We start from the raw sequence: 26,198 nt of genomic DNA on the forward strand, positions 1-26,198 counted from the left end.
TTAATTAAAGCTAGGTGAGAAAATGAAACTGTATGGTTACACAGCTTCTAATGTGGAAGAGCTAGTAGAGCTTGCTGAGGTGAGTTTTGTTGCGAACCCCATTGAGCTTCGGAAATTAGCTGAATTTTTTGTCAGTCAGGCGGAATTATTCGAGGCAGGCGACGGTCGGGAGCATACACATTTCTCGGACTTTATAAAAAACAGAGATGCAAGGAGCGATGTTGTCGTCTGCAATCCGAAATATGGCTAGTGGGATGACAACCCCAGCTTTCTTCGTTGTTTCCCTGATGCTGAGATTGCCATACCACCTATGTGTTGAGGCAGCACGAATGAGCGAGCAGAAGGGAACAGCATGAAGCGAAGACAGGTCGCGCCTACTGAATTTAACGGAACTGAAAAAAGGTAAATGTGTGTTGGGGAGGCACCAAGGGAATGATCGGGGGAATTCCTTCGATCTGCTACGTCATTTCGCTGCTCTGCTCGTGCTGTTCAGCCATCAATTTGCCCTGCATGGGCTGGCGGAGCCTGTTTATCCGTTTTGGGATACCTATGGTTTTGTCGCGGTGGCCATCTTCTTTTCAATTTCCGGCTACTTCATGCCGGCCAGCTTTGAGCGATCCGGCAATTTCATCGAATTCAGCAAGCGAAGGCTGCGGCGCCTGTTGCCCGGGATGATGGTGTGCTCGTTCTTGATGACCTATGGTCTGGGCGCTGTCTACACCAGTGGGCCGAAATGGGACTACATCACGTCCAAGTTCGCATGGGTAACCTTCCTGCAGTATTCGACGTTTCTAGGGCCGGCCATCCCAGGGGTTTTTGCCAACTACATTTATCCGAACGCGATCAACGGAAGTCTCTGGACGTTGCCCATTGAGTGTGTCTGTTACATCGCCATCGGTGTCGCGCTGTCGTTTTCACGATCCTGGAAAGTCATTCTTGCCATCCTTGTCGGATCGATCCTGGGGACGGCGTCTTTGGTGCATACCGGCACTGGATTTTCGTTTTATGGTGTTCCGCTGAATTATCTGTGCATGTTCGGGATATGCTTCAGTGGCGGAGCGCTGCTTTCCATAACGAAAGCAACGTGGTTTCCGAACAGATGGCTGTTATTGGCGTTTGGGGTGGTCGGCATGTTCCTTATGCCCGGCAAGCTCGAATACAGTGTCCTGGGGACGCTTGGCATTACGCTCGCTGTTGTGGTTATCGGCGAGTCCTTCAGCGAAAAGCTGGTAAACGGAAAATTCGATATTTCGTATGGCGTATATATCTATGGCTTTCCGATCCAGCAAATTGTTATCAACGAAGTGACGCACCGGTTCTGGCTTGGGATGGCGATATCCGTTCTTATTGCAGTGGTTGCGGGGTATCTTTCTTGCCGTTTCGTTGAAAAGCCTTTTCTTCGCAAAAGCCGCAGGGCCAGGGCGTCAAACGGTACTGCAGTGGTTGGATTGCCTGAGGCGGTCCAGTAGCGGAAGACGTCGAAGCTGGGATTGCCATCCCAGCCTACGGCTCCCGGCGCGGATATTTAAGTCGACTTGCCTCGCTTGCTCCCAGGCGAACGCACCCGTCCGCCTTTCTCCACCGCCGCATGCTCACGCGCTTTGCCCTGCGACGAGCCAACATACCCCACCAGCTTCTCCCGCAGCTGATTGATATCGCCGATGCGATCCATCACCCCATCGCCAGTCTGCTGCACGATCGATGCGGCGAGCAGGCTGAATAGCGTGGTGTAGGCGCTGTAGCTGTGCCATACCCAGCTGGCCTGGATCATCAGCACGTGTGGGGTAAGGTCGCGGGCCCAGTAGCAGTCGGTGTCGGTGATCAGCAGCAGGGGGATGCCGCGGGCGGCGACCTCTTCGGCCAGTACGCGGAATTGCTTGAAGTAGCGGCGCATGTCGATCAGCACCACGCAGCTGTTGCGGGTGGAGTCCAGCAGCATGTCCACGTAGGCGCTGTCGGTGCCGGGGTTGAACGAAACGTTTGGGCGCAGGTGTTCCAGCGTCTTGGCCAGGCCTTGGCCGAGAAAGGCGGCGTGCTGGAAGCTGGCGATGGAAACCTTGTCGGCGGTCATCAGCAACTTCACCGCGGATTTCCATTCGTTGGTGCCCACCAGTGCGTGCACGTCGGTCAGCGCACGGATTTCCGACTGCAGGTGGGCGGCGACATCGTCGGTACCTTTGGATTTTTCCGGCTCCTTGTAAAGCTGGTGCCAGGTGCCGTCGCGCAGTTCTTCCTTCAACTCGTTGACGCCGTCGTAGCCGAGGTTGCGCAGGAAGCGGCCGACCGTCATCGGGCTGACGCCGACGCGCTTGCCGAGCGAGGCTGCGGTTTCGAACGGCAGGTCGCGGATGTTGCGCATCAGGTAGGTGGCGATCTTTTGCTCGGACGCGGTGAAGCTGTCCCAGCGGTCCTCGAGCTTTTGTTTCAGATCGTGGGTCATGGTCATGAGGTTATCGGGAAAGCATGGCGGCCAAGCCTGCATTCTCGCGCTTTTCCACCTGGCCCATGCGCATGCCCAGCGCGAACAGCAGCGTTGCAGCCAGGCCGGCCACGCCGCCGATCACCACGAAGAACCAGCCATGCGGGAGCGGGCTCCATAGCGTGCCGAGCGCGCCGGCCAAGAGGTTGCCGAAGAAGCCGGCGAAGAACCAGATGGCGATGCTGGTGGCGCGAAAACCTTCCGGCGCCATGCGCCCGAACAGCCCCAGCCCTACCGGCAGGATATACAGCTCGCCCAGCGTCATCAGCACGAACCAGGCCGTCAGCCATGCCCAGTGCGCGCGCACGCCGTGCGCTTGCGACCAGGCCGCCACCGCGCCCAGCAGCAGATAAGAAGCCCCTATGGTCGCGGCGCCGAACGCCATCTTGTGCAGCCATGGCGTTTCGATGCCGCGCTTGGCCAGGCGCGACCAGCGCGCCAGCAGCAACGGAGTGGCGGTGAACACCACCAACGAATCGAGTGACTGGAACCAGGTCATGGGAATGCTCCAGCCTGCGGTCACGTGGCGGTCCACGCCTTCATCGGACCACAACGCGATGGTGTTGCCGACCTGTTCGTACGCGCCGCGGAACACCACCACGATCGCTGCAATGCCGATCAGGAAGGCGAGCCGGCGCAGGGCAGCATGGTCCAGCGGAACGCGCGGTGCTTGGACGGCATCTGTGCGCATGGTCTCCGGTGGCAGGTAACGGCTGCCGCTTACGTAGATCACCAGCGAGGCCAGCATGCCGATGCCGGCGGCGGCAAATCCCCAATGCCAGCCATACGCTTCGCCCAGGCTGCCGCAGATCAGGGGGGCGATGAACGCACCGATGTTCACGCCCACGTAGTAGACGTTGTACGCGCTCTTGCTGCGTGGATCACCTTCGCGATACAGGCCTTCGATCTGGCTCGCCAGACTAGGCAGGAACAGGCCGTTGCCCAGCGCGATGGTGGCCAGCGCGGGGTAGAACAACGGCTCGGACGCCATCATGAAATGGCCCAGCGCCATCGTCGCGCCACCGATCAACACCGCCTTGCGCTTGCCCAGCCAGCGGTCCGCCACGATGCCGCCGAACACCGGCGTGAAATAGACGAAGGCCGCATAGGCGCCATAGATCAGCGACGCCGATTCCTGATGGATGTCCAGGCGCTTGGTCATGTAGTAAACCAGCAGGGCGCGCATGCCGAAGAAGGAAAACATTTCCCACATTTCGGTGAGGAACAAAATGGTGAGGCCGGGTGGATGGCCAAACCAATTGCGCTCGCATGGTTGCTCGACGGGGGCCATGGTGTTCTCTCTTGCTCGGCTATCGCTGGATCGGGTCACGCCTCGGCCGTGGCTGGCCCGCCCCACACGCTCTCCGGACACCAGATGCGTCCACCTTTGTAGCTCACCGATGGTACGCGATCGTCCTGCATGTAGACCGGGCCATCCAGATCGACCACCGAACACAACGAGCCCAGCACGAACGCCGGCGCCATCGAAAGCGAAGTACCGCCCATATTGCCCACCATCACTTGAAAGCCGAGTTGCCGCGCCATGCGCGCCATGCTCAAGCCTTCCGTCAAGCCGCCGCACTTGTCCAGCTTGATGTTGATCACCTGCACGCGGCCATGCAGGTTTTGCAGGTCGTGGTGATCCTGCACGCTTTCATCGGCGGCGAGAGGAATCGGGCAGTTCAAGCCGTCGAGCCAATCCTCGCGGCCGATTGGGAACGGTTGCTCCACGATGGCGACGCCGGCTTCCACGAAGGCCGGCAGCGCTTCACGCAACGATTGCCGCGTAAAGCCCTGGTTGGCATCGGTCATCATCCAGACGCCGGGCCGCGCTGCACGCACGGCGCGCACGCGTTGCGCATTACGGCCATCATCGGTGAGTTTGAGCTTCAGTGCGCGTGCATCGGGAAGCTCACGTGCGCGCACGGCCATGATGTCCGGATCTTCCGCGCTTAAGGTAAACGTGGTCAGCAGCGGTTGCGGTGCCAGTGTGCCGGCCAGCTGCCACACCGGCTTGCCTTGGCGCTTGGCTTCCAGATCCCAGAGGGCGCAATCGAGCGCATTGCGTGCGCCGCCGGGTGGCAGCCAGCGCATCAGTTGCTCGCGCGTGATGCCGCGTTCGATGGTTTCACGCATCCCCTCGATCTGCTTGAGCATCGACGCGGGCGTGTCGTGGCGGTAGTACACGCCCAGGCCTTCGCCGCGGCCGGTGTGCTCGCCATCGTGCAGGCTCACCACCAGCACTTCGCTTTCGGTGAAGGTGTAGCCGGTGATGTGGAAGGCTTCGGTCAGCGGCCGCTTTTCGATCTGCGCGCGCAATGTCAGCGGCGCCGTCTGTGGTTTGGTCATGATCGTTCCCCGCCTCAGTAGCGCACGCTGAAACTGACCAGCCCAAAGGCCAGGATGATCCAGGCCAGATAGAGCGCCGACAGCGCGAGCAAGGTTTCGCCCAGGCGCACCCATCGGCTGCGTTCGGCGGGACGCCATGTGCGCCACGTATGCACGACGATGGCAACGATGCCGAGCAAGGCGACCGCACCCATTACGTAGAGCAGGTACATCCAGGGCGTGGCCGAACCGTGCAGCAATACGTTTTCATCGATGCCGGCAACGATCAGCAGCGTCAGCCAGCCGAGAAGGTCGATCAGCAATACCAGTGCGCCCAGTCGCGACAGCAGGCGCGTGCGGCGCACTGCCGATGGAAGTTCCAGCGGTGCGCGGTAACGCCGCCGCATCAGCCAACCGACGAGCCAGATACCGAGCGTCACCACCACGATTGCGACAGAAATCGCCAGCCACACCCCGACGCTGCCCATACTCTTGTAGGCAGGCACGCGCTGGAACACTTCCACGCCAGGAATGTAATCGGTCGCCCAATAGCGGATGCTGCCATCCGGATTGGTGACGAAGGCGAGCTTGTCCTGCCCGTTCACCTCGCGGTATTGCAGCGGACCCGTTTCGCGCCAGCGCAGCGGCTGGCCGGCATAGTCGGTAAGCATGGACACTTGCAGCGTGCCATCCGACTGCGCCGCCACACTGACCTGGCCAGGTAGATAAAGCATGCGCAAGGCGCTTTCATTGCGCCGGCTGGCCTGATACCAACCGGCCACCTTGGCGGCATCGTCCTTCGCACTCGACGGCGTCGGTTGCGTCGCGGGCTGATAGGGAAAATAGCGATCGAGAAACGCAGCGAAGATCGCCGAGCGAACCATCAAGGTGCCGTGCGCTTCAGGACTGCCGGTGCTGTTGAAGGACATAAACACGCCGATGTTTTTGTCCAACAGCAAGTGCAAGTCGCTGTGGAAATACACGGTGTCGCCGCCGTGGCCGATAATGCGCAGGCCATTGCGATCTTCCTGGTAAAAACCGAGATCGAAACCGCTGATGCCCGGCGCTGGCGCGTATTGCGGGCTGTGCATCAATGCCACCGTGGCCGGTTGCAGGATGCGCGCATCGTTGTAGCGACCGTTCTGCAGGTGCGCCAGCATGAAATGCGCCATGTCTTCGGCGGTGGTGCTCATCGAACCGGCCGGCGCCGGATCGACCAGTTCGAACGGTTGCGGCACGCCATCGGACGCGGTCTTGTAGCCTTTGCTCATCATCGACGCCAGCGACGGCGGCAGCGGCTGCGCAAAGCTGGAATGCGTCATGTCCAGCGGCTGGAAGATGTGGTGCGCGATGTAATCCTCGAAGCGTTCGCCGGAGACGCGCTGCACGATATAGCCGGCCAGACCGCAGCCGTAGTTGGAGTAGGCCACGAGCGCACCCGGCGGAAAGATGCGCGCGGGAAGATGCGTTTTGAGGTACCGTTCCAGATCCACTTCATCCACGGACGCCGGCAGCAGGCCCTTGGCGGAATCCTCGAAACCGGGCGTATGCGTCATCAGGTTGCGCAGCGTGATGGGCTTGCCCTGGTAAGGCGGAATCTTGAAATCCAGGTAATCGTTGATGTCGCGGTCCAATTGCAGCTTGCCTTGTTCTACCTGTTGCATCACCGCGGTCCAGGTGAACAACTTGGAAATCGAGCCGGGTCGGAACAATGTTGTTTCCGGCAATACCGGCGTGCGGTGCGCCAGGTCGGCATAGCCGTAGCCCTTGGCGAACAGCACGCTGCCATCCTTCACCACGATGATCACGCCGCCGGCGATGTCGCTGCGGCGTAACGCAAACGGCACAAGTCCATCGAAAAACGCGCCGACGTCCTGCTGCGTAAGTGCGGCAGGCGCGGCTGGCGTGGTGCTGGCGAGCTGCGGCGCATGGACTTCGGGCCCCAGCGGCGGCGGAGGCGATACCTGCGCCATGGCCACGCTGGCGGTAAAACCGGCAAGCAGGGCCAGCAGATGTTTTACATGGCGGTTCATACGAACACTCCGTGCAAGGTGCATGGGGGAAAACTCAGAAATCGACGCTGGCCGACATACCGATCGTGCGTGGCGTTTGATAGCTGGCCTGGAAAGGACTGGCGACCGGATCGATCGTTTCCGGCCACATCGAGCTGATGCCGCGCCGGTTCGCCAGGTTCTTGGCATACACCTCGACGGTCCAGTTGGCGTAGTTCACGCCCACGTGCAGGTCGAGATTGTTGTAGCCGGGCAGGTGCGAGCGCGGCGCGGGTACAGGGTTGAAGTCCGATTCGCGCGCGCCGACGTAGCTGAAATTGCCGCCCACGAAACCGGACCAGTCGCTGCCGCCGAGCGGGAAGTTGTAATCCGCGCCGAGGTTCGCGCTCCACATCGGCACGTACGGCAGGCGGTCGCCTTTCAAGCCGTAGATGCTGCCGGTCGGCGTATCGGCGGCGAGGCGCGCCTGGGTATACGTGCTGTTCGCCCACACGGTGAGGCCATTCAGCGGCGTATAGCGCCAGCTGACTTCCGCGCCCTTGCTGGTTGCCCGTCCGCCGTTGCCGAGAAAGCTGAAACCAGCGGCGGTGGTGGTGAGCTGCACTTTGCTCCAGTTGATGTAGAACACATCGGCTTCGATGCTCATGCGCTTGTCGAGCAGCAGCGACTTCAAACCGAGTTCGTAGTTGACCAGTTTGTCCGGACCGAACGTCAATGGCGCGCCCAATCCCGGCGGCACGCCGACGTTCGGCCCGCCAGGACGAAAGCCCGAGGCTACGCGCACGTACGCCATCATGTCGTCGCTGAATTTGTAGCTCGGGTTGAACAGGTAAGTGATCGGATGATCGTGGCCGCGTGTGGTGAAATCGGTGACGCCGGTCAGCAGACCTTGCGTGGTTTGCGTATACGAAGTGTTGTCATTGCTGTAGCGCGCGCCGACCAGGATGCTCAGCTTCGACGTGGCATGCCAGGTGAGATCGCCATAGCCCGCCCATTCGCGAAACAGCGCAGGCCCCAGCACGACACTGCCAAGCGGCGGCAAGGCGATCGGCGCACCCGTGCTTGCATCGAAACTGAGGATGTCCTGCTTGTCGGAACTGTGCTCATGCGTGAAGAACACGCCGGCACGCCATTCCCAGGTTTGATCCGCGGGCGACTGCAGGCGCAGTTCCTGCGTGATCTTGTTCAACGCAATGGGTTGCAGCTCTGAATAACCGCCATTGGTCAGGCCGAACAGCGGATTGAGCACCGGTCCATACAGGCTGGTGATATCGGTGTTTTCCTTGAAGCCCAGCGTGCTGAAGCTGGTGGTGGAAATCAGCTTGGCCCAGCCGAAATCCGCATTCACCGACAGGTCGTACAGGCGATATTTGATCTTGAACAAGCCGGTGCCGGCGGCGCGTGCCTGTTCGCGCCAGCCGTAGATCGGCCGCAGCGTGGCGGGATCCACTTCAATGCCCTGGTTGGCGAGTCCGTCGCTGTTGAGGTTCTGCGCCAGCGCGGAAAAACGAACCGACACGTTTTCGTTTGGCGTCCATAGCAATTGCGCACGCGCGCCACTGACCTTGGCCTTGTCGATCTCCGCTTGGCCAGTGGTGATGTTGCGGATGTAGCCGGGATCGTCGCGGTCGTACACGCTGACGCGCAAACCCAGCTTATTGGTTACCAGCGGAAGATTGACCGTGGCGTGCGCGCCGTATCCGCTACCGCCGCCCTCGATACTGCTGGTGTTGAAGCCGATGCGCGCGCTGGCCTGCGTGGTGTCCGGCGGCGTGGTGACGAACTTGACCAGGCCACCCAGCGTGTTCGAACCGTAAAGCGTGCCTTGCGGGCCGCGCAGCACTTCGATGCGTTGCAAGTCGCTGGGATCGATATCGGGCGTAAGCATGCTGCCAGCGGCGTAGATGGTGCTGGATCCGTACGGCGTATCGTCGATATACGTGCCCACCGTCGCGTTCGGTTGTCTGCTGCCGGAGGTCACGCCGCGCAGCACCAGTTGGGTCCAGCCTTCGCCCGAAGAGATCAGGTTGAGCCCGGGCACCTGCGTGGCGTAGTCGGTAAAGCTGACGGCGTTCTGCCGTTCCAGGCGCGCGTTGTCGAGCACCGATACCGCCATCGGCACATCCTGCAGGCGCTCGCTGCGCTTGTTGGCGGTGACGATGATGGTGCCCAGTTGTGTTGCGCGGGCGGCGGTTGCGTGCCTGGTGGATGCATCGGCGGAAGCGCTTGCGGCGACCTGGCTGGTGTCGTTCTGCGTTTGCGCGAACAGACATAACGGACTCATCAAGCCGAGCCCAACGGCCGCGCAAAGATGGCGGCGAGCGAACAGCGTACGACCCATGCCACGACCCCTTTCCCCGAGATACGGACAGCCCGTGCGTGTATTGGTATCAAGATAACATTTTTGTGTCAATGATATTCATATAACATTTTTGGATATGCAGGGAGGAAGCTGTCTTTCGCACAGCTGACATTCGGCGCTAATCAGGCATCCGTTCGAAGCACGCGCACGTGCGCCTTGCACGCTGTCTTCAAACACGTGCTACAAGGAGCGCTGCGGGTTGCGCACGCGCACTCGCCAGGGGACAACTTTTCACGGGCTTGCCGCGCCACGGCCGGCAGGCTGTTTTCACGCTACAGGGGGAAGCATGAGCAGCAACAATCCGTACGAAGCGCCGCATTCGCGGGTGGACGATATCCAGACCAACAGCGCGGAACTGCAGCAGGTGGCCAGCGGGCAGAAGCTGGTTATCTACTCGATCATCCTTAATTTCCTGACCATTGCCGTGCAACGCTCCGGCGGTTTGGCGCTGGTCTTGAGCCTTATTGCACTCGTCATGGCGCTGATCGGTATCGCGCGCCTGTGCGGTGGCCTGGGCTATACCACCGGCACCAAGGTGCTGCTGATCATCGGCTGCTTCATTCCGCTGGTGAATCTGGTGATCCTGGTGGCGTTGAGCATGAAGGCCACCAGCCGGCTGCGTGAAGCGGGCTACAAGGTGGGTTTGCTGGGCGCTTCGCCGCCATAAGCGTGCCATTGCGGCGAACAATCGCAGGCGCGGTGAAAATCCCAGCCTGCGCTATCGCCATCAGGCCGCGTCTTCCGTCGCCCAGTATTCGGCTTTCGGTTCGGGCTGGGCGGTGGCTTGCTGCCGCAGCCAGTCGTCCTGGATGCGTTCGGTCACCAGGCATGGCTCGCCCATGCGGCATTGGGAACAGGACTGGTTGTGCAGGATCAGCGCTGCGACGACGGATGATGTGGCCATGATGGAACCTCCCCAGGCCCCGCGTGGATAGGGCCTGAGGAATCTATCGGCCAGATGGCAGAGGGCTTGAGCCGGCCTCGGCCGCCGCGGCGAGAATCCACTTGGACGGCGGCGAAATGCCATGGCTGGCCAGCACTTCGTGGATGCGCTCGGTGATCCAGTCGTAATGTTCCAGCGATACGTGGTCACGGATAGCGTCGGCGCGTTTCATGAACTCGATCCAGAATTCGGCGCCCGGGCTGTGCTGCAGCAGGCGTGGCACGGCGCTTTGCAAATCGGCCAGGCGCTGCTCGATTTCATGGAAGCTCAGGGGCATAGCATCACCGCATCGGGTAGCCAAGGTCATCGGCCAGTCGCGGGCTGGCCTGAGGGAGACGTTTAGCGTCCTGAATTTTGAAATGCGGCGCGGAGGCGGAAAGCGAGTCCCACCGCGGAATCCTCAGGAATCAGCCTCGTGCGCAGGATGACGGCGGCGAGGGCCGCTCGCCATCATGTACGGCCGAAACGAAGGATCAGTCGCGCCGGGTGATTTCCACCAACACCACGTCGTTGGAGCGCATCGGCAGCATCAGGCTGGCGTGGCCGCTTGCGTCGACCACCAGCGACTGCTGCTTTGGTGTATCCGTGGTCAGCGCCTGCAGCTTTTTCTGCTGCTCGGCGCTCAACGATTTGGGCAAGCCCATGCGCAGATAGGCGGTATACGCATCGTTGGCGTCAAAGCCGGTCCGGTACAGCGCGACACGATAGTGGCCCGGCTGCATATGCGTGAGTTCCAGCTTCACGCTGCCGGTCGAGTGCGATGGAAACACTTTCGTGTAGAAGGGACGATTGCTCTGGTCCTGCTTCGGTTGCACGAAATCCCATACCAGCGCCTTGAGCACGCCGTTGTCCCAGGTCACGTAACTTTGCGCGTCGCTGGTTTTCAACGCGTGGGAACCGAGGCGGTTGAGGTACTTGTAGGCGAAATACACCGGCTTGCGGATGCCCTGCGGATTCATCAAGCCGAAACCGCCCTGGAACGGCGCGGTGGGCGGGCCCGGTTCCTCGAACAGGTCGCTGAAGGTCCAGTAGCTCATGCCTTGCGCCATGCCTTCGGAGGCCTTGAGCTTGCTGAGCACGTAGGCGGCGCTCACGTACGAATCGTGCACGGCATCGCGCGGCGTATAGCTGGTGCTCCACTCGGTGAAATACAGCGGCAGTCCCGGCTTGGAGGAATGCTCGATCTGCTCGCGCACGCGGCGCACGTCGCCGACGATGGCATCGGGCGATGATGAAAGCTTGGTGTCGCTTTCGCCGTGCTCATCGAGAAAGCCGCCATCCACGCCATAGGTGTGCGTGCTGATGAAATCGAGCGGCACGCCGGCCTGCGTGGTGTGTGCGATCAGTTCCGGCACCCAGGCTGCGCCTGCCGTCGCCGGCCCGCCCACCTTCAATTGCGGATCGACCTGCTTGAGGGTGCGTGCGGTGGCGTCGAAAAGTTCGAAATAGGCCTTCTGGTCGGCGCCCTCCCAGAAGCCGGCCAGGTTGGGTTCGTTCCACACTTCGAAATACCAGCTGCGCACTTCGTTCTGGCCGTAGCGTTGTTCCAGATGACGCGCGAAGGCATCCACGAGCGCCGTCCATTTCGGCAAGACCGGATGAGAAGTGTTGCCCTTCCAGTAGAAGATGTGCTGATCGGAGGTTTTCATCGCTTCGGGCGTAAACCCCAGTTCGACGAAAGGCCGGATGCCCATCGCCAGCAACCGGTCGTACAGATGATCGATGCCGGTCCAGTCGTACACCGGCTTGCCGTCGACTTCGCGATACGTGCCCAGCACGTCATGGAAGATCGCGTGGAAACGGATGTAGCGAAAGCCGAGCTCGGTTTCGACCGTGCGCAGCTGGGCGAGACTGTCTTCGCGCTTCAGCGTGCCGGGGTAATCGGAGCCGACGGAGAGGTTGTAGAAGCGGTCCAGCGGCGTGGTTGCACTTTGCACGTCGATAGCGATATCCCGCTCGGCGGGTGCCGCTTGAACGGCAGGGATCGCGACCCCCAGCGCGCAAGCTGCGCTGGCGATGGCGATCCATTTGCGAAGCCTCATTCCGCACATATGCGTGTCCCCTCCGGTCATCGATGCGCAAGTCGAACAAAGCTGGGTCAATGATTTCCAGGGGAGACGGTTTATGATTTTGACCAGCCGGCTTGAAAAAAACGCAGGCCCCTGCGGATCGGGCGCCTGGGGAGGCTCAGCCTTTGGGCGTGTGCTCGGCGGGCCGGGCGATGTTGGGCGGCGCCACCGGCATGACCGCCACCGCGCTGATCTCGAGCATCACGTCCTTGCGGAACAGGCCCTTCACTTCCACCAGGCTGGCCGTGGGCAGCGGGCCGTGCATGTATTCGTCGCGGATTTTTCGGAAGGTATCGATTTGCGACATATCGGTTACGTAGATGGTCATCTGCACCACGTTGGAGAAACCGGCGCCGCCGGCATCCAGCGCCGCTTTCAGGTTCTCGAAGGTTTGCCGCACTTGCGCCGCGAAATCGCCCGCGCCGACCAGCGTGCCGTGCTGATCCAGCGGCACCTGGCCGGCGATGTAGACGGTGCGTCCACCGTATACGCTGATCACGTGCGTATAGCCATGCGGCGCGCTCAAGGTAGAGGGATTGATGTGCTGTACGCTGCCGCCCTGGTCGGCGGCGAAGGCGATGCTGCTGAACCCTGCGAGCGTGAGTGCCAGGAGAATCGGTTTCATCGTCAGCGTCCTTGGGGAAAGGTCGATCGTGGACTTCGAGCGCAGGTAAGCCGGGATGGCATCCCAGCCTACGGTGCACGACGGATGGCATCAAGGATGCGATGACGAGGGCGTGGTCGGCGCCGTCTTGTTCGAGGTGCTCTTCAGCGCCCGCGCAATATAGTCGTGCACATCCTGCTTCGACACGCTGCCGCGGTTCTTCGCGTCGATCGCATCGAAGTTGGTGGCGATGAACGGCACCGTCTGCGCTTCCTGGCGGGTGAGCATGCCATCGTGATTCTTGTCGGCGGCGTCGAAATTCTTGTCCAGCGCCTTGACGTTGCGGGCCAGCTCGTTGAGGCCGATCTGCGCCGGTATGGCGGTCGAAAGGCAGGCGGACAGTACGAACAGCAAGGCGCTTGCGAATCGCAGCTTCATGGTCGTTCCCTTCCAGATCAGGGGAGCCAGGAGCTTACGATGTTGTGTGTCACGATGGCGGCGCGAATCCGCTGTGCGTGAAACCGATGTCGAGCGGATGTTGTTATTGGACGTGAAGCGACTGCGTGTCTGCCTGCTCCAGCGCGTGGTTGAGCGTGTGTACGATGCGCTGCGCCAGCTCGGTGTAGGTGGTTGCACGCGGATGGCGGTCGCGCTTGGTGCAGCTGACGAGCAGATCGGTGCCGACGTGTCCTTCACCGGTCGTGCGATGCGCGTAGAGGCAGGCGCGGGGTGCGTCCAGAAAAGCCTGGATTTCAACACCGATGCGTTCGGATGCTTCGGCGGTGGGCAGAATGAAAATCGCCAGCGCGCGGCTGCCGTTGCGGCGCAGATGCCGCATCGACTCCTCCAGCTCCACGATCAAGGTATGTCCTTCGGGCACGTCCAGGTCACGCAGCAGCACCGCTTCGATTTCGGCCGCGGCCTTGCGCGCTTCCATCTCGATGCGTCCAAGGAAACCCATGCGCAATTCCTGGCGCGTGTAGCGCAGCGGCATGGTGGATACCTGGGTCTGGTTCTTGCGCACGATCCAGGAGTGATTGACGCGTTCGAAGGAGATGCCCGCTTCCTCGTAGCTTTGCTTGCAATGCTCGGCGCTGATGCTGGCGTGGGCCGCCCAGGCGGCCTTGAGGTAAGCGAGATTCGGGCGCGTGCTGATCATCGGGTCTCCTGGAAACGCCGCCGGCGGCACGGGAGGCTGCCGGCTCAACCAGGCTATCGGCGGGTGGCCGGGAAACTTCAGTCACGGGCGTTCATCAGGCATGCTAGGCGCTTCCTGGCGCAAGGATCGACCATGAAAACCCTGGGCCTGATTGGCGGCATGAGCTGGGAATCGACGGTTCCCTACTACCGGTTCATCAACGAGGCGATCAAGGCGCGGCTGGGCGGCCTGCATTCGGCCAGGTTGGTGCTCTACAGCGTGGACTTCGAGGAGATCGCCCGCCTGCAGCACGCGGGCGACTGGGACGCGGCCGGAAGTATGTTGGCCGACGTCGCGCAGCGGCTGGAGCGGGCAGGCGCCGAGGCGCTGGTGATCTGCACCAACACCATGCACAAGGTGGCGCCGGCGATCGAGGCGAAGGTGCGTATTCCGGTGCTGCACGTGGTGGATGCCGTGGCCGCCGAGATCCGCGCAGCAGGTTTCCACAAGGTAGGCCTGCTCGGCACGCGTTTCACCATGGAGCAGCCGTTCTACGCCCAGTACCTGGCACGGCATGGACTCACCACACTGGTGCCGGAGCAGGCCGATCGCGATCTCGTGCATCGCGTGGTGTATGAAGAATTGTGCCTGGGCAAGATCGTCGCCGCCTCGCGCGACGCATACCGCCGCATCATGGCCAGGCTCGTTACGCAGGGCGCCGAGGCGATCATCCTCGGCTGCACCGAAATCAGCATGCTGGTCGGGCCGCAGGATGCCTCCGTGCCGCTGTTCGATACCACGGCGATTCACGCCCGTAAAGCGGCAGAATGGGCGGTGGCATAAGCCCGTCGCACACTATGCATGCACGTCGGTGTGCTGCGAATAGAGCGCGTGCCAATGGCCGTCGACGTAGAGGAAGACGTCGGAGGATGTCACGCCCTTCTGCGGACCCAGCGTTGGATCGTAGAAGCTGATGACCGCCATATCGCCACGCACGACCACTGCGGTGCCGTAGGGATGCTCCTTGCGGTAGGCGGCGAATTTCTGTTCGGCCTGGTCGAGGCTGGTTCCTTTGCGCTTGGCTGCGCCGGCGACAATCATGGCCTTTGAATGGGCTTTGCCGTCGTGGCCTACCGAACGGTATTCGGGCAGCAGCATCTGATCGAGCCATGCGCTGTCGCCGGTCATCTCGGCGAGGCTCCAGTGATTGTCGACGGCGATGACGCCGGCTTCGGTGCGCTGGGTTTCGTCTGCGGCTGTGGCGTCTTGGGCATGAGCGGCGAAGGGTAGGGCGGTCAGCGCTGCGATGGCGAAGAGTAGCGTGCAGGCGGTTGCCATGATGCGTCCTTTGAAGGAGTGAGGTACGCATGGAGTCTGGGCGGTTCGCGGACAGGGTCACGCGTTTTGTGACCAAGCTCGGGGTCGAGACGCAAGCGGTCGAAAGGCGAGGTTGAGCGGTCGGTTGGATGGCGCACCGAAAGCCGAAACACATTCGTAGGCTGGGATGCCTTATCGTCATTCCGGCGGAGGCCGGACGTAGCGCGAAGCGCCGAGAACGTCCGAAGGACGGCCCCGAAAGGGGTGAGCGAAGCGAATCACCTATCGCCAGTGCGAAGCATGGATTCCGGCCTCCGCCGGAATGACGGTGAGGTAATGGGGCTACAAATCCAAGCGCCTGGCAATTTGCGTTGCGACCTCATAAGCATCGCCCACCGCTTGGTCGCTATAACGCTGCGTACCGCGATTCCATGCATCACCCAGCGCGAACCAGTCGATTGGCTTAGGTGGCGCGCCCGTGCGCAACGCCACATCGAGACTTGAAAAATACGCCTGCCAGCGCAGCCGATAATAATCACGCGTAAGCCCCGCCCAATCCTTGTTGCCGTAATCGTGCAGGCTGGCGTCTTCGCTGGCTTTGCGATCACCCCAGGTGGTGAGCAGTGAGCGGGCGTCGTAGTCGAGGCGTACGTATTCCTCGGGCGTCGTGGCCCAGGGTTTCACCCATGCAAGCCAGCGACCGACCAGGAACCAGCGATTCGTGGCGAGCAGCCGATCCTGCAGCTCCATCAGTTGCAACCAACGTTGCGTGAGCGTATCGAAGCGCGCGCGATCCTTGGTGTTATACGCATCCTTGATCTGCGGCAGCAGCAGGCGGCTTTCGTTGGCCAGCGTCTGGCGTGCGACATCCACCAGGTCGTAGCGATAGGTTTCGCTGCTGCGCAGGGCAGGGGCGGCCTGCAGCATCTGAGGCAGCGCGCGCTTGAACGCCTCGGCGCTGTAGCGCATCGCTTCGGGTGACCAATTCGAGGCGCGATTCGCGGTAAGGCTGGGCTGCGCATTGAACAGGGATTCCTGCGCGGCATCGCGCTCGCTGTTGAATACCACCTGGTCGATGCGAATGTCGTAGGCGGTGTGCAGCAGCGCGTTCCATGCCGCCAGCGCGTGCGGATCGGCCGCGCCGTAGCGGCGCCGCACGTAGCTGGCGGTCCATGCGTCGAGATCGACCGGCTTGCTGCGCCAGGCCATTTCGGTGAACAGATCGAAGGCGAATGGATTGGTATCCATGCCTTCGGTGAACACGGCCGTGCCGACCATGTTGTCGTTGTTGCGGCCCAGGCGTTGCAGGCGTTCGGTGATGTTGCGGGTGTTCGCGCCCAGGGTGGTGCGCCCGCCGAATTCCCAGATGCCGCCGAACAGGAATGGCGCGTCCTGAAAATCCTTCTGCCGATTGTCGCGCGGTACGCGATCGTGATCGATGTCGATGATCAGCAGATGCGTGCGGTCGGCGCCGCTGAGCAGATCCTGGCGCGGATTGCCTTGCCAGGCCAGCATCATCCAGCGCGCGCCGGGGTGCGCGGCGAGCAAGGCGTTCTGCACGGCTCGCGCGGCAGCCGGTACCGGCACGTCGCCCGCGTCGCCGCCTTCCTGGAACACTTCCATGTCGTAGATGCTGCTGTCGCCGAACAGCTCGCGTTGATGGCGGTAGAACGAAGCCGCCAGCTTGGCGAACAGCGGGTCGCGCGGATCGAGCCAGCCCGGCCGTGTAAAGCCCGCCCATTCGCCCTGCGGTATGACATGTGCGCCAGGAAACCTGCGCTGGAAATCCGCCGGTACGATGCCGTAGAAGCCGGGTAGCACCGGCGTGATGCCTAGCTCGCGCAAGCGCGTAATGATCTGTTGCGCGGAGTGGGCGCGCTTGCGCATCAATGCCGTGCTGATCGGCCCGTTGAAGCAGCACAGGTTGCCCATCAGCTGCCAGTTCTGGTGCGCGGGCTGGGTGATCCAGCGGCGTATCTCCTCGTCGGTATAACCGACATCGCGGAAGGTCTGATACAGCACGCTATCCATGCCGCGTTCGATCAGCACCGCGTTGATGCCGGACAGCGCCAGCACGTCGATCTCGCGTTGCCAGCGCGGCCAATCCCAATACGCCGAGGTGTAGCCGTCGACGTTCTCATTCAGCGCATAGCGATAGGCGTATGGCGTTTCCTGCTCGATCACCGTCGTGGGCAAGGGAAACGGCGCGCTGCCGGTGCGATCGCCGTTGGGCGAGATCTGCACGTGCGCCACGTATTTCAGGTACCAGTTCACGCCGAACAGCAGGGCGCTGGGCGTGCTGCCTTCCACGCGGATACGGCCGTTCGCTTGGGAGATGCGAAAGCGCTCGCGGCCGTGCTGGCCGGCGAGCGTTCCAAGTTCGAACTGATGCGCCTGCCGTGGCAGCAGGCGGGCGAGCACGGCCTGCTCCGGGGCGGTATCGAAGGTGCCGGCAAAGCATGAACTTGCGACCAGCCAAGCTATCGCGGCAAGCCCGAGCAAGGCCGGATAGTTGCGCATGGGCGCCCGGGAATCAGTCCGCTTCGGGCTGCTTGCGCAGCATGATCAGGTTGCGCAAAAAAATGGCCAGCGTCACCGCTTCGCCGATGATGAACACCGCCTCGCGCTGGTGGATGGCATAGCTCAGCAGGATCACGCCACCGGCCACGCTCAGGTACCAGAAGGCCGGCGGAATCAGGCTCTGGCCGCGCGCCTCGCTGTACAGCCATTGCACCAGGAAGCGCACGCCGAACAGCACCTGGCCCATAAGGCCGGCGCCGATCCACAGTGTTTGGTTGTCCAGCGTCATGACGCCAGCTCCGATTCGGCGGCCGGTTCTTTTTTGTCGCGCTTGCGCATTTGCAGGTTGCGCACGTAGATCAAGAGGCCGCTGGCCTGGCCGACGATAAAGACCGGATCTTTCTTGTAGCAGGCGTAGCACAGCAACAGCAGGGCGCCGATGATGCTGGCATACCAGAACGCCATCGGTATAACGCTGCGCCGCTTGTACTCGCTGTAGAGCCACTGCAGCAGAAAACGACCGGAAAACACCGTCTGGCCGATCAAACCCAGCGCAAGCCAGGCGTTGTTAAAACTTCCCATTCAGGTTACTCGGGTGGCCGGAAGCGGAAGGACTCCGCCTCGAATTCAACGTTTGACGGGGTGAACTATAAGACAGGCCCGCCAGCCCCGTCTCGACAGGCCGTGAAAAATGGCCCTGGACCCCGTTCCCGGCTTGGCCTACCCTGCGCCGGCTGCCCCCTACGCTGCGTGAGAATGCCATGAAATTCCTGGTGATGATCTACAACGACGACACCCTGCTGGACGCCCTTTCCCCGGGCCAGTTCGACACCATGATGAACGGCTGTTTCAAGCACGCCGACGAGCTGCGCGCCGAAGGCCACCTGCTTGATTCGATGCAACTGGAGCCGCCGGCGCAAACCAAGACCGTGCGCGTGCGCAACAACCGCACCACGGTGGTGGATGGCCCCTTTGCCGAGGCGCGCGAATACCTGGGTGGATTCAACCTGATCGAGGCGGCGGACATCGATCAGGCGGTACGCATTGCGCAGTCGTTCCCGTGGGCGGCGACCGGGTGCATCGAGGTGCGGCCGGTGAAAGATATCGATGCCGAGCGTCAACGCGTCGGGGCGTGAAATTGTTCCTAAGGGGGAAACAAGCTCGCGGCGCACTCACATATCGCGGCAAGCTCGTGTAACCCCACCCCGGCCCTCCCCTGCAAGCAGGGGAGGAAGTCACGGCAAAAGTTGCTGACCCACACAGAACGTGTCGGGGCGTGAATCTGCTCCCTCCCCTACGTGTTGTAGGGGAGGTTTGGGGTGGGGTTAAGCACTCGCGGCGCATTCACCTGGCGCGGCAAGCTCATAACTCCACCCCTGCAACAGGGGAGGGAGTCACGGTGTAAGTTGCTGCTCTTCGTCCAGCGGCAACACGTCATGGAAGACGTTGTAGTCGATCACGCTGACGCCGTTGCTGTCCCGGTGCACCAGATCGACATAGCGGTGATTCCAGCGCACTTCCTGGATGCCCCATTGATGGCGCGCCAGCATCGATTGCGAGGTAGTCTCATCGATACCCTCGATGGTGAGCAATAGCGCCGCTTCGCTGGCTTCCAGGCCTTCAGGCGTGGCGCCGTACAGCGGGCTCTGCTCGTCGATCACATGCATCACGTTCCAGCTGAGCATGAAGATCGGGTGTTCGTTGCGCACCAGCTTCATGTCTTCGATGCGGCGGATCTGGAACCCCTCCGGCGAGGCATGCATGCGCAGCAGGTGCAATTGGGCGGAAGCCTGCGCGATCAGGTTCTGCCGCATGTTGGCGGCGCGCATCATCAGCGTCCGCTTGCCGTCGATCATGCGCACGATCGGATGCTGGCCGAACAGGATCTTGGCGCGCGGGCGCGAGAAGCGCGCGAAGATCAGGCCGGTGAACACGGCGATATTGCCCATCCCTAAGATGATTTCCGCGGTGGCGACGACATGCGTGTACACCGACTGCGGATGCATGTCGCCGTAGCCCACCGTGGCGAGCGTTTCCACGCTGAAGAAAAACGCGCCGGCCAGGCCCTTCGGATACTGGTTGGCGATGCCGTTCGGGTCGACCTGGTAGATCATCGCGAACACGGCGTTGAACATCAGGAACACGCTGATGGCCACCCCGAAGAACGCGGGCCAGGTCATGATCAGCGCGCGGTGGTAGAAGTCGTCCCAGAAGCGTTCCTTCAAGCCGTGGGACACGAACGGCCGGCCCCCGATCTGCACGACACGCGGCCGCTGCCAGAAGGACTCACCCCGCTTGTGGTTCATGCTGAAACTCCCTGCCCATGCCGTGAACGAATTGTAGCGTCCGTGTCGGGCGCGCCGGCGGCGGCCATGCGCCCGGATGGCGGGCGCGGTAAGCTTGCCGGCCCCACCTGAAGGCACGGCTCATGCTCAAGCTCATCGGCTTCGACGGCGACGACACGCTCTGGCACAGCGAGGGCTATTACCGCGAGGCCAGCGCGCGTTTCGTGGCGATCATCGGCCGCTACGTGGACGTGGGCGACACCCAGGTGCAGGCCGGCATGCTGGCCACGGAGCGGCGTAATCTGAAATTGTTCGGGTACGGCGCGAAAGGCATGACGCTGTCGATGGTGGAAACCGCGATCGCGATTACCGAAGGCCGCATTTCGGCGGCGGATATCCATCAACTGGTGGAGATCGGCAAGACCGTGCTGCAGCACCCGGTGGAACTGCTGCCCGGCGTGCGCGATGCGGTCGCCGCAGTGGCCGAGCATCACGCGGTGGTGCTGATCACCAAAGGCGACCTGTTCCATCAGGAAAAGAAAGTGGCGCAATCGGGCATGGCGGATCTGTTCCACCGCATCGAAATCGTCTCGGAAAAAGACGCATCCACTTATCGCCGCGTACTCAATGAGTTCTCGCTCGAGCCGGCGCAGTTTGTGATGGTGGGCAACTCGTTGCGTTCGGATATCGAGCCGGTGATCCGTCTGGGCGGCTGGGGTGTGCACATGCCCTATCACGTGACGTGGGAACACGAGCTGGAAAACAGCCTGGGCGAAGCGGATGCACCGCGCATGCTCACGGTCGAGGAACCTGCCGCCATTCCCGCGGCGATCGCGCAACTGGCCGGACGCGCGGCGGCCTACGCATGATCACGCCGCGCGTCATCCAGTGTCCGTATTGCGGCGAACGCATCGAGATCCTGGTCGATGCTTCCGCTGGCGATCAGCGCTATATCGAGGATTGCCAGGTCTGTTGCCGGCCGATCAGCATCGATGTGTGGATCGGCGCGGATGAAGACGTGCATGTGAATGTGGCCGGCGAAGACGAAGCCTGAGCTCGCCACGCACGTAGGTTGGGGTGCAAACCCCAACATCACCATGCATACGTGCACCTCGAAGTTGGGGTTTGCACCCCAACCTACGGAAGTTCTGCCGATTGCACGATGCCGACGCCCAGCCCCTCCAACGTCGCCCGCGTGGCCGCATCGCTCTCAGGCATCACCGGTCGCGTGAGATCCCACACCACGTTCGCGCGGAAACCCAGCGCCAACGCATCCTGCACCGTCCACAGCACGCATACGTCGCGCGCCAGGCCGACGGCATAGATCTCGGTGACGCCGCGCTCGCGCAGCCAGCCGGCCAGGCCGGTGCTGGGGCGCGTGCCGTCGGGGCCATGGTTTTCCTGGAAGGCGCTGTAGGAGTCCACATCCGGGCGTGTGCCTTTGCGCAGGATCAGATCCACCGGCGACCAGTCGATGCCCGGATGCAAGGCGGCGCCCGTGGTGTCCTGCACGCAATGATCCGGCCATAGCGTTTGCGGGCGGCCATATAAGGGGATCTGCTCGAACGGCGCCTTGCCCGCATGCATGCGGGCGAAGGAAACATGCCCGGGCGGATGCCAGTCCTGCGTGGCGACCGTCTGCCGGAACAGGCGGCGCCGCAGCAACTGGTCGATCCCTGGAACGATGGCGTCCCCCTCATGGCAGGCGAGCGCGCCGCCCGGCATGAAATCGGGCTGGACATCGATCAGGACAAGCGCGGCATGATGATTCATCGCGAGATTCCACAGCGGATCGGCGGCATAATGCAAGCGATCACTTCGGGGGCGTTGATGCATTACGACCAATCGTGGATGGGATACGGACTGGTGGGCGGTCTGGAAGCAGGCGGCATCAGCGCCGGCGCGGCCATACTGCTGTACCTGATCGTGTATGCGATCGGCCATCGGCAGGGCTGGACGCCGCTGCGCATGATCGCTATCGCCTTTTTGGTCTCCCTGTTGCTGACGGCCAGCGGCGATATGTGGGACCTGGTCTATTTCAATTACGCCCGCATGGATTCCATCCAGTACCTGAAGGTGCGGCTGGCTGAGGTGCACGATCCGGATAACATCGGTTTGCGCGTGTTCTGGGAATTGATCGGCGCGCTGGTCGGTGCGTGCCTGGGTTGGCTGCTGCGCGGTGGCGACTGGCGCAGCGCCTTGCGCGGAGATTGATCCGGCATAGGCTGGGTGAAATCCTGGCATCAGGGGCCGTGAAAAAAGCTGGGATTGCATCCCGGCCTACGCAGGGTTCGGTTGATCGCTTAAAGCACCGGGTCAAACAATCGCGCCACGTGCATCGCCAGGCGTCGCACATACGACGAACGGCGATATTCCTCGCGGGTGATTTCCAGCGAGTTGCCGAAGTCCTCCAGCAGCATGCGTTCCACGTCGGCGGCGAAGGCGTGGTCCACGTTGAGCGCGCCGATCTCGAAGTTCAGCCGGAACGAGCGATTGTCCAGGTTCATACTGCTGATGCATGCGGTGTCGTCGTCGATCAGGATCACCTTCTGATGCATGAAGCCAGGCTGGTAGCGATAGATGCGAATGCCGGCGCCGAGCGCATCGTGGGCGTGCAAGGTGGAAGCGAGAAATACCGTGAAGTGGTCGGGACGCGAGGGCAGCAGCACGCGTACGTCCACGCCGCGCATCACCGCCAGGCGCAAGGCCGACAGCACGGCCTGGTCGGGCACGAAATAGGGCGTGGTCAGCCATAAGCGCTTGCGCGCCGCGTTGATCGCGACCGTGAAAAACAGCGAGCAGGTTTCCTGCGGATCGGCCGGGCCGGTGGCGGCGATTAGCGTCAGCGCATCACCTTGCGCCGGCGCGGGCGGCAGCATCGGCGGCAGTTCGCCGGTCACCCAATGCCAGTCCACCGCGAAGCTGCGCTGCAGGTCCATCACCGCCGGGCCGGCCAGCTGCATATGCGTATCGCGCCAGGGCGCGAGCGGCGGCTTCAGGCCCAGATATTCGTCGCCCACATTGAGGCCGCCGAGAAAACCCACGCAGCCGTCGATCACCAGGATCTTCCGATGATTGCGGAAATTGAGCTGGAACCGGTTCGGCCGCCGCCGCGTGGCGAACGGATAGATGGTCACTCCGCCTTGCTGCAGCGTTTGCGCGTAACTTCTGGGCAGGGCATGGCTGCCGATGCCGTCGAACAACACGAAGACGCGCACGCCGGCGGCGACGCGTTCGAGCAGCGCGTGTTGCATGCGCTGGCCGAGCGTGTCGTCGTGGAAGATGAAGAACTGCACCAGGATGCAGCGCTCGGCGCGGGCTATCGCCTGGAACATCGCCTCGAACGCCGCCTCGCCGTCGACCAGCAGTTTCAATTGCTGGCCGGAATGGAAGGTGCCGTGCACCATCTGCGCCATCTCGCTGTAGCGCACGCACGATTCGGGAATGCTGGCATGCTCGCCCCGCTCCGACGCCTGCAAAAGACGCTTGCGATGCGCGCGATGCAAGGTGACATAACCCTGGAAATGGCTTCGCCCCAGATACAGGTACGGCACCAGCGTGACGTACGGCAGCAGCGACAGGCCCAGCGCCCAGGCGAATGCTCCTTGCGGCGTGCGCGTGTTCATCAGCGCATGCATCGCGGCCAGGATGCCGGCCAGGTGCAGCAGGAAGGCGAGCAGCGGGAGAAGGTGCGGAAGCGTCATGGATGCGGGTAGACCATTCCTGCGCGCGCTTGGCTTGGGTTGGCGCAGCGTAACCCAAGCCTTTGGCGGCGAACATGTTGGGCGCCCCGGGATCGCGTCCGCGGCAACCCATCCGCAAGGTTATTCCCGTTCGAGCAGATGATCGGCCAGCTGCCGCGCCTGCTGGCGGATTTCCGGCATGGCGGTGGATTCCCACAAGGTGCCGCGCAACATCGAGCCGATGGCGAACAAGCGTGGCCATGCGCTGCCGTTGTGCAGCAGGCGGCCGTCGGGCGTGGCTTCCATCCCTAAGCCGAATGGATCGGGACGGATATGGCCGTTGGTGACCAGTTGCTGCAGCAACGGATGCTGCGTGCGGCGCACGTCGTTGTCGAGGCCGACGCTTTGTATCACCAGATCCGCATCGAGCATGCTCGCCTGTTGCCGGCTGCGCGGCACGAACGCGAGCTGCAGGCCGCGTTCGGCCAGCGTGACGCGATCCAAACGTCCGCTCAACCGCTGCAGGCGTCCTTCCTCTTCCAGCTTGGCGATGGCCTGCGCCACTTGCGGCGGCAGGCGATGGCGCGAGCGTTCCCACGCCCAGCGCACATGGCGCAGGAAACGTGCGCGCTCCGCGCGCGGCAGTTGTCCCCACAGGCCTTGCGTATGTGGACGCAGGCTGTCGATCACCCGGCGCCAGTCGTCGGTGGTGGCGATGGCCTCGCGCAACAGATGCGTCCAGGTGCGGATGTCGGGTGCGTCGCGCATGCTCTCGACCAATTCGTCGCTGTCCTCGTAAGGCAGCGATGCATTGTCCGGATGCACTTCCGGCAACAGGCCGTGGCGGGACAGCGCGGTGAAGCGCGCATTGGGCCACAGCGCTGCCAGTTCGACGATGATGTCCACCGCGGTCAAGCCAAGCCCGATGATCGCAACATGATGCGCTTGCGGATCGGGTTTTACGTCCGCCAGCAACGACCATGGCTGCGTGGCGTAGCGCCCGCTGGCCAGCGCCGCATCGTCCACCTGCGGAAGCGGGCGCGGCGGCAAGGTGCCGAGCGCGAGCACGGCCGCTTCGACACGCGTGGTGGTTTCACCCCGGAAGATGGTGACGCCGTCGTTTTCGGGCACCATCGCGTCGACTTCGTACGGCACGACGCGCACGTCGTGGCCCTGGCTCTTGGCGCGGGCGAGCGCGCTAGCCGTTTCGACTTCCAGGTAATCGCCGTACCAGCAGCGCGGCAGGAAATCGGTGCCGGAGATGTCTGGATTGCGCTTTTGCATGTACTCCAGAAAACCGCCGGGGCGGCTGGCGAACATGCCCATCGATGCTGCGCGCACGTTCAACAGATGACGTTCCGAACGCGTGCCGTAGGCGATGCCACGACCTGGCGTGCCGCCGCCGGTGTACCAATCCAGATGCAACGGCTGCGCAACGGGACGCTCCAGCAATTCGCTGAGCAGCGTAGCTCCCGCGGCGCCGCCGCCAATAATGGCGACGCGTCGAAACATGTCACTCCTTGATGAGGGGGTAAATCAGGGCTTGTGTTGATATCAGACGCGAAGCGGTCCGGCAATCCGTGCGCGTTGCGGCAAGCTCAGCCAATGCGGTTCGGCGGCGACCTGCTCGTAGGTGGCGTAGTCTTCGAGATCGCCACCATACACGTGCAGCGTCAGCGCGGTCTCTTGTCGCGAAAGATTGCGGCAGCGATGCATGTAGGGCGGATCGCTGTCGAACCACGTCGCATCGCCTGGACCCAGCCAGTTGCGTCCGCGCAATTGCCACGGATCGGCGGTGCTGGCGCGCGACCAGGATTCCACTTCGAGCGCGCCATACAAGCTCATCTCGATACCCCACAAACCTGCATGATCATGCGACGGCGAGCTGTAGCCGGGCGGCCATGCCATTACCAGCACGCTCACGCCCGGATGGCCGCGGCGCGCCAGCAGCCAGCGTTCGAAACCACGATTGCGCGCACGCAGATCGTTGAGGCCATTGGCAAGCTTTTGTGCGTCGCGATGGACGATCGCTCCCAGTTCGCGCGAGAGCGAAGCGAGGTCAGGGGTTTTTTCCAACGAACAAGCGAGCGCGATATCACGCAGGCTCTTGAGACTGTGTCGGTATGTACGCATAAGGCTCGTAAGCAGACCGGAGATGGCCGGCAGTGGACCATGCGCACCGTTAAATGGTCGTAAGGCGATAGCTGGCGACTATGACTTTCGAGGCATGAAATACAGCGTGCATCGGCCTACGCTTAAGGCAGCACTGAATAAGTATCGCCGTCGTCACCAGCCCTGTCTGTTCGCAGGCCACAGTGCCGTCGGCGAAGGCAGACCGGCCGTCTGTCGAGACGGCGGATCGAAGGCATGCGGACAGACAGGGCTGGCCCAACTAGTGAATTTAAAGGGATGGGTGATGCCTGGAAGGCCCGCAGGCTGCGCCGCGCGGCTTGGCAAG

28 protein-coding genes are annotated in these 26,198 nt (G+C 62.3%); 8 read left to right on the forward strand and 20 right to left on the reverse strand.

The annotated features are described in order from the left end of the window. The first annotated feature begins 22 nt into the window (after positions 1-22). Together ACTHNE_RS10160 and ACTHNE_RS10165 are read left to right on the forward strand one after the other, a co-directional pair. On the forward strand, positions 23-250 hold the full coding sequence (locus ACTHNE_RS10160; protein ID WP_324938987.1) for a hypothetical protein: 228 nt from the start codon (positions 23-25) through the stop codon (positions 248-250). 160 nt (positions 251-410) lie between these two features. Then, a complete protein-coding gene (locus ACTHNE_RS10165) occupies positions 411-1,469 on the forward strand; it encodes an acyltransferase family protein (RefSeq protein ID WP_324938984.1) in 1,059 nt (352 codons plus the stop codon). Positions 1,470-1,525: 56 nt separating this feature from the next. Here the strand turns inward: ACTHNE_RS10165 and ACTHNE_RS10170 are convergent, their stop codons facing one another. Genes ACTHNE_RS10170 through ACTHNE_RS10190 form a run of 5 tightly spaced genes read right to left on the reverse strand, consistent with a single transcriptional unit; the run spans position 1,526 to position 9,160 of the window. Next, positions 1,526-2,446, reverse strand: coding sequence for a MurR/RpiR family transcriptional regulator (locus tag ACTHNE_RS10170; protein ID WP_324938981.1), 921 nt, complete (start codon positions 2,444-2,446; stop codon positions 1,526-1,528). 4 nt (positions 2,447-2,450) lie between these two features. Beyond that, positions 2,451-3,770 carry a peptide MFS transporter gene (locus ACTHNE_RS10175; RefSeq protein ID WP_440269190.1) on the reverse strand — a complete coding sequence of 440 codons (1,320 nt, stop codon included), beginning with the start codon at positions 3,768-3,770 and terminating at the stop codon, positions 2,451-2,453. Between the two features lie 35 nt (positions 3,771-3,805). Next, positions 3,806-4,828, reverse strand: coding sequence for a dipeptide epimerase (locus ACTHNE_RS10180; protein ID WP_440269191.1), 1,023 nt, complete (start codon positions 4,826-4,828; stop codon positions 3,806-3,808). Between the two features lie 14 nt (positions 4,829-4,842). Next, positions 4,843-6,840 carry a serine hydrolase gene (locus tag ACTHNE_RS10185; RefSeq protein WP_440269192.1) on the reverse strand — a complete coding sequence of 666 codons (1,998 nt, stop codon included), beginning with the start codon at positions 6,838-6,840 and terminating at the stop codon, positions 4,843-4,845. A gap of 34 nt (positions 6,841-6,874) precedes the next feature. Beyond that, on the reverse strand, positions 6,875-9,160 hold the full coding sequence (locus ACTHNE_RS10190; RefSeq protein ID WP_440269193.1) for a TonB-dependent receptor: 2,286 nt from the start codon (positions 9,158-9,160) through the stop codon (positions 6,875-6,877). Positions 9,161-9,467: 307 nt separating this feature from the next. On the opposite strand from ACTHNE_RS10190, the gene ACTHNE_RS10195 reads away from it, so the two are divergent. After that, a complete protein-coding gene (locus ACTHNE_RS10195) occupies positions 9,468-9,848 on the forward strand; it encodes a hypothetical protein (RefSeq protein ID WP_324938965.1) in 381 nt (126 codons plus the stop codon). A 60-nt stretch (positions 9,849-9,908) separates the two neighbouring features. Here ACTHNE_RS10195 and ACTHNE_RS10200 read toward each other — a convergent pair whose 3' ends face one another. From ACTHNE_RS10200 to ACTHNE_RS10225, 6 genes are all read right to left on the reverse strand, one after another. Next, positions 9,909-10,085 (reverse strand): hypothetical protein, encoded by a 177-nt coding sequence (locus ACTHNE_RS10200; RefSeq protein ID WP_324938961.1) that lies wholly within the window; start codon positions 10,083-10,085, stop codon positions 9,909-9,911. 43 nt (positions 10,086-10,128) lie between these two features. Beyond that, positions 10,129-10,401 carry a hypothetical protein gene (locus tag ACTHNE_RS10205; protein WP_324938959.1) on the reverse strand — a complete coding sequence of 91 codons (273 nt, stop codon included), beginning with the start codon at positions 10,399-10,401 and terminating at the stop codon, positions 10,129-10,131. 196 nt (positions 10,402-10,597) lie between these two features. Further along, positions 10,598-12,166 carry a GH39 family glycosyl hydrolase gene (locus ACTHNE_RS10210; protein WP_440269194.1) on the reverse strand — a complete coding sequence of 523 codons (1,569 nt, stop codon included), beginning with the start codon at positions 12,164-12,166 and terminating at the stop codon, positions 10,598-10,600. Between the two features lie 145 nt (positions 12,167-12,311). Further along, positions 12,312-12,818: a RidA family protein gene (locus ACTHNE_RS10215; RefSeq protein ID WP_440269195.1), complete on the reverse strand. Its 507-nt coding sequence runs from the start codon at positions 12,816-12,818 to the stop codon at positions 12,312-12,314. A 90-nt stretch (positions 12,819-12,908) separates the two neighbouring features. Further along, positions 12,909-13,235: an EF-hand domain-containing protein gene (locus ACTHNE_RS10220; RefSeq protein WP_440269196.1), complete on the reverse strand. Its 327-nt coding sequence runs from the start codon at positions 13,233-13,235 to the stop codon at positions 12,909-12,911. A gap of 103 nt (positions 13,236-13,338) precedes the next feature. Continuing rightward, the gene (locus ACTHNE_RS10225) at positions 13,339-13,956 is read right to left on the reverse strand and encodes a hypothetical protein (protein ID WP_324941446.1); all 618 of its coding nucleotides are present in this window, start codon (positions 13,954-13,956) and stop codon (positions 13,339-13,341) included. A gap of 132 nt (positions 13,957-14,088) precedes the next feature. Here ACTHNE_RS10225 and ACTHNE_RS10230 point away from each other — a divergent pair, with 132 nt between their 5' ends. Next, positions 14,089-14,778, forward strand: a complete 690-nt coding sequence (locus ACTHNE_RS10230; protein WP_440269197.1) for an aspartate/glutamate racemase family protein — start codon at positions 14,089-14,091, stop codon at positions 14,776-14,778. Positions 14,779-14,790: 12 nt separating this feature from the next. On the opposite strand, the gene ACTHNE_RS10235 is transcribed toward ACTHNE_RS10230, so the two are convergent. The 4 genes from ACTHNE_RS10235 to ACTHNE_RS10250 form a co-directional block, all read right to left on the reverse strand. Next, entirely contained in the window at positions 14,791-15,273 is a 483-nt protein-coding gene (locus tag ACTHNE_RS10235; protein WP_440269198.1) for a nuclear transport factor 2 family protein, read from the reverse strand. A gap of 321 nt (positions 15,274-15,594) precedes the next feature. Next, complete coding sequence (locus ACTHNE_RS10240; RefSeq protein WP_440269199.1) at positions 15,595-17,772, reverse strand: alpha-N-acetylglucosaminidase; 2,178 nt, start codon at positions 17,770-17,772, stop codon at positions 15,595-15,597. Positions 17,773-17,785: 13 nt separating this feature from the next. Further along, positions 17,786-18,061, reverse strand: a complete 276-nt coding sequence (locus ACTHNE_RS10245) for a lipid-A-disaccharide synthase N-terminal domain-containing protein (protein ID WP_440269200.1) — start codon at positions 18,059-18,061, stop codon at positions 17,786-17,788. Continuing rightward, positions 18,058-18,354, reverse strand: a complete 297-nt coding sequence (locus ACTHNE_RS10250; protein WP_440269201.1) for a lipid-A-disaccharide synthase N-terminal domain-containing protein — start codon at positions 18,352-18,354, stop codon at positions 18,058-18,060. Before ACTHNE_RS10250 ends, ACTHNE_RS10245 begins: the two co-directional genes overlap by 4 nt. A 179-nt stretch (positions 18,355-18,533) precedes the next feature. Between ACTHNE_RS10250 and ACTHNE_RS10255 the strand changes: the two genes are divergently transcribed. Continuing rightward, complete coding sequence (locus tag ACTHNE_RS10255) at positions 18,534-18,908, forward strand: YciI family protein (protein ID WP_440269202.1); 375 nt, start codon at positions 18,534-18,536, stop codon at positions 18,906-18,908. A 258-nt stretch (positions 18,909-19,166) separates the two neighbouring features. Here ACTHNE_RS10255 and ACTHNE_RS10260 read toward each other — a convergent pair whose 3' ends face one another. Further along, positions 19,167-20,078 carry an ion channel gene (locus tag ACTHNE_RS10260; protein WP_324941427.1) on the reverse strand — a complete coding sequence of 304 codons (912 nt, stop codon included), beginning with the start codon at positions 20,076-20,078 and terminating at the stop codon, positions 19,167-19,169. Between the two features lie 122 nt (positions 20,079-20,200). Here ACTHNE_RS10260 and ACTHNE_RS10265 point away from each other — a divergent pair, with 122 nt between their 5' ends. Both ACTHNE_RS10265 and ACTHNE_RS10270 read left to right on the forward strand, forming a co-directional pair. Beyond that, positions 20,201-20,926, forward strand: coding sequence for an HAD family hydrolase (locus ACTHNE_RS10265; protein ID WP_324941424.1), 726 nt, complete (start codon positions 20,201-20,203; stop codon positions 20,924-20,926). Then, positions 20,923-21,111 (forward strand): CPXCG motif-containing cysteine-rich protein, encoded by a 189-nt coding sequence (locus ACTHNE_RS10270; RefSeq protein WP_324941421.1) that lies wholly within the window; start codon positions 20,923-20,925, stop codon positions 21,109-21,111. The genes ACTHNE_RS10265 and ACTHNE_RS10270 overlap by 4 nt, the downstream gene beginning before the upstream one ends. 83 nt (positions 21,112-21,194) lie before the next feature. On the opposite strand, the gene pncA is transcribed toward ACTHNE_RS10270, so the two are convergent. Continuing rightward, a complete protein-coding gene (gene pncA, locus ACTHNE_RS10275; RefSeq protein ID WP_440269203.1) occupies positions 21,195-21,830 on the reverse strand; it encodes a bifunctional nicotinamidase/pyrazinamidase in 636 nt (211 codons plus the stop codon). Here pncA and ACTHNE_RS10280 point away from each other — a divergent pair. Next, positions 21,819-22,271 carry a hypothetical protein gene (locus tag ACTHNE_RS10280; protein ID WP_324941415.1) on the forward strand — a complete coding sequence of 151 codons (453 nt, stop codon included), beginning with the start codon at positions 21,819-21,821 and terminating at the stop codon, positions 22,269-22,271. The genes pncA and ACTHNE_RS10280 overlap by 12 nt on opposite strands. Positions 22,272-22,360: 89 nt before the next feature. Here the strand turns inward: ACTHNE_RS10280 and cls are convergent, their stop codons facing one another. From cls to ACTHNE_RS10295, 3 genes are all read right to left on the reverse strand, one after another. Then, positions 22,361-23,761 (reverse strand): cardiolipin synthase, encoded by a 1,401-nt coding sequence (gene cls / locus ACTHNE_RS10285; protein ID WP_440269204.1) that lies wholly within the window; start codon positions 23,759-23,761, stop codon positions 22,361-22,363. 120 nt (positions 23,762-23,881) lie between these two features. Further along, positions 23,882-25,252, reverse strand: a complete 1,371-nt coding sequence (locus ACTHNE_RS10290) for an FAD/NAD(P)-binding protein (protein WP_440269205.1) — start codon at positions 25,250-25,252, stop codon at positions 23,882-23,884. A 42-nt stretch (positions 25,253-25,294) separates the two neighbouring features. Beyond that, a complete protein-coding gene (locus ACTHNE_RS10295) occupies positions 25,295-25,873 on the reverse strand; it encodes a cysteine dioxygenase (RefSeq protein ID WP_324941410.1) in 579 nt (192 codons plus the stop codon). Positions 25,874-26,198: the final 325 nt, after the last annotated feature.

It is taken from the genome of Dyella sp., assembly GCF_051954575.1.
Classification (GTDB): Bacteria; Pseudomonadota; Gammaproteobacteria; order Xanthomonadales; family Rhodanobacteraceae; genus Dyella_B.

Bases quoted from the DNA above. Each gene is read 5' to 3' on its own strand.
- pncA (WP_440269203.1), bottom strand. From the start codon at position 21,830: ATGAATCATCATGCCGCGCTTGTCCTGATCGATGTCCAGCCCGATTTC.
- ACTHNE_RS10265 (WP_324941424.1), top strand. From the start codon at position 20,201: ATGCTCAAGCTCATCGGCTTCGACGGCGACGACACGCTCTGGCACAGC.
- ACTHNE_RS10195 (WP_324938965.1), top strand. From the start codon at position 9,468: ATGAGCAGCAACAATCCGTACGAAGCGCCGCATTCGCGGGTGGACGAT.
- ACTHNE_RS10270 (WP_324941421.1), top strand. From the start codon at position 20,923: ATGATCACGCCGCGCGTCATCCAGTGTCCGTATTGCGGCGAACGCATC.
- ACTHNE_RS10290 (WP_440269205.1), bottom strand. From the start codon at position 25,252: ATGTTTCGACGCGTCGCCATTATTGGCGGCGGCGCCGCGGGAGCTACG.
- ACTHNE_RS10250 (WP_440269201.1), bottom strand. From the start codon at position 18,354: ATGGGAAGTTTTAACAACGCCTGGCTTGCGCTGGGTTTGATCGGCCAG.
- ACTHNE_RS10240 (WP_440269199.1), bottom strand. From the start codon at position 17,772: ATGCGCAACTATCCGGCCTTGCTCGGGCTTGCCGCGATAGCTTGGCTG.
- cls (WP_440269204.1), bottom strand. From the start codon at position 23,761: ATGACGCTTCCGCACCTTCTCCCGCTGCTCGCCTTCCTGCTGCACCTG.
- ACTHNE_RS10230 (WP_440269197.1), top strand. From the start codon at position 14,089: ATGAAAACCCTGGGCCTGATTGGCGGCATGAGCTGGGAATCGACGGTT.
- ACTHNE_RS10215 (WP_440269195.1), bottom strand. From the start codon at position 12,818: ATGAAACCGATTCTCCTGGCACTCACGCTCGCAGGGTTCAGCAGCATC.
- ACTHNE_RS10295 (WP_324941410.1), bottom strand. From the start codon at position 25,873: ATGCGTACATACCGACACAGTCTCAAGAGCCTGCGTGATATCGCGCTC.
- ACTHNE_RS10280 (WP_324941415.1), top strand. From the start codon at position 21,819: ATGATGATTCATCGCGAGATTCCACAGCGGATCGGCGGCATAATGCAA.
- ACTHNE_RS10245 (WP_440269200.1), bottom strand. From the start codon at position 18,061: ATGACGCTGGACAACCAAACACTGTGGATCGGCGCCGGCCTTATGGGC.
- ACTHNE_RS10210 (WP_440269194.1), bottom strand. From the start codon at position 12,166: ATGAGGCTTCGCAAATGGATCGCCATCGCCAGCGCAGCTTGCGCGCTG.
- ACTHNE_RS10260 (WP_324941427.1), bottom strand. From the start codon at position 20,078: ATGAACCACAAGCGGGGTGAGTCCTTCTGGCAGCGGCCGCGTGTCGTG.
- ACTHNE_RS10190 (WP_440269193.1), bottom strand. From the start codon at position 9,160: ATGGGTCGTACGCTGTTCGCTCGCCGCCATCTTTGCGCGGCCGTTGGG.
- ACTHNE_RS10180 (WP_440269191.1), bottom strand. From the start codon at position 4,828: ATGACCAAACCACAGACGGCGCCGCTGACATTGCGCGCGCAGATCGAA.
- ACTHNE_RS10160 (WP_324938987.1), top strand. From the start codon at position 23: ATGAAACTGTATGGTTACACAGCTTCTAATGTGGAAGAGCTAGTAGAG.
- ACTHNE_RS10170 (WP_324938981.1), bottom strand. From the start codon at position 2,446: ATGACCATGACCCACGATCTGAAACAAAAGCTCGAGGACCGCTGGGAC.
- ACTHNE_RS10185 (WP_440269192.1), bottom strand. From the start codon at position 6,840: ATGAACCGCCATGTAAAACATCTGCTGGCCCTGCTTGCCGGTTTTACC.
- ACTHNE_RS10235 (WP_440269198.1), bottom strand. From the start codon at position 15,273: ATGGCAACCGCCTGCACGCTACTCTTCGCCATCGCAGCGCTGACCGCC.
- ACTHNE_RS10225 (WP_324941446.1), bottom strand. From the start codon at position 13,956: ATGATCAGCACGCGCCCGAATCTCGCTTACCTCAAGGCCGCCTGGGCG.
- ACTHNE_RS10175 (WP_440269190.1), bottom strand. From the start codon at position 3,770: ATGGCCCCCGTCGAGCAACCATGCGAGCGCAATTGGTTTGGCCATCCA.
- ACTHNE_RS10205 (WP_324938959.1), bottom strand. From the start codon at position 10,401: ATGCCCCTGAGCTTCCATGAAATCGAGCAGCGCCTGGCCGATTTGCAA.
- ACTHNE_RS10255 (WP_440269202.1), top strand. From the start codon at position 18,534: ATGAAATTCCTGGTGATGATCTACAACGACGACACCCTGCTGGACGCC.
- ACTHNE_RS10200 (WP_324938961.1), bottom strand. From the start codon at position 10,085: ATGGCCACATCATCCGTCGTCGCAGCGCTGATCCTGCACAACCAGTCC.
- ACTHNE_RS10220 (WP_440269196.1), bottom strand. From the start codon at position 13,235: ATGAAGCTGCGATTCGCAAGCGCCTTGCTGTTCGTACTGTCCGCCTGC.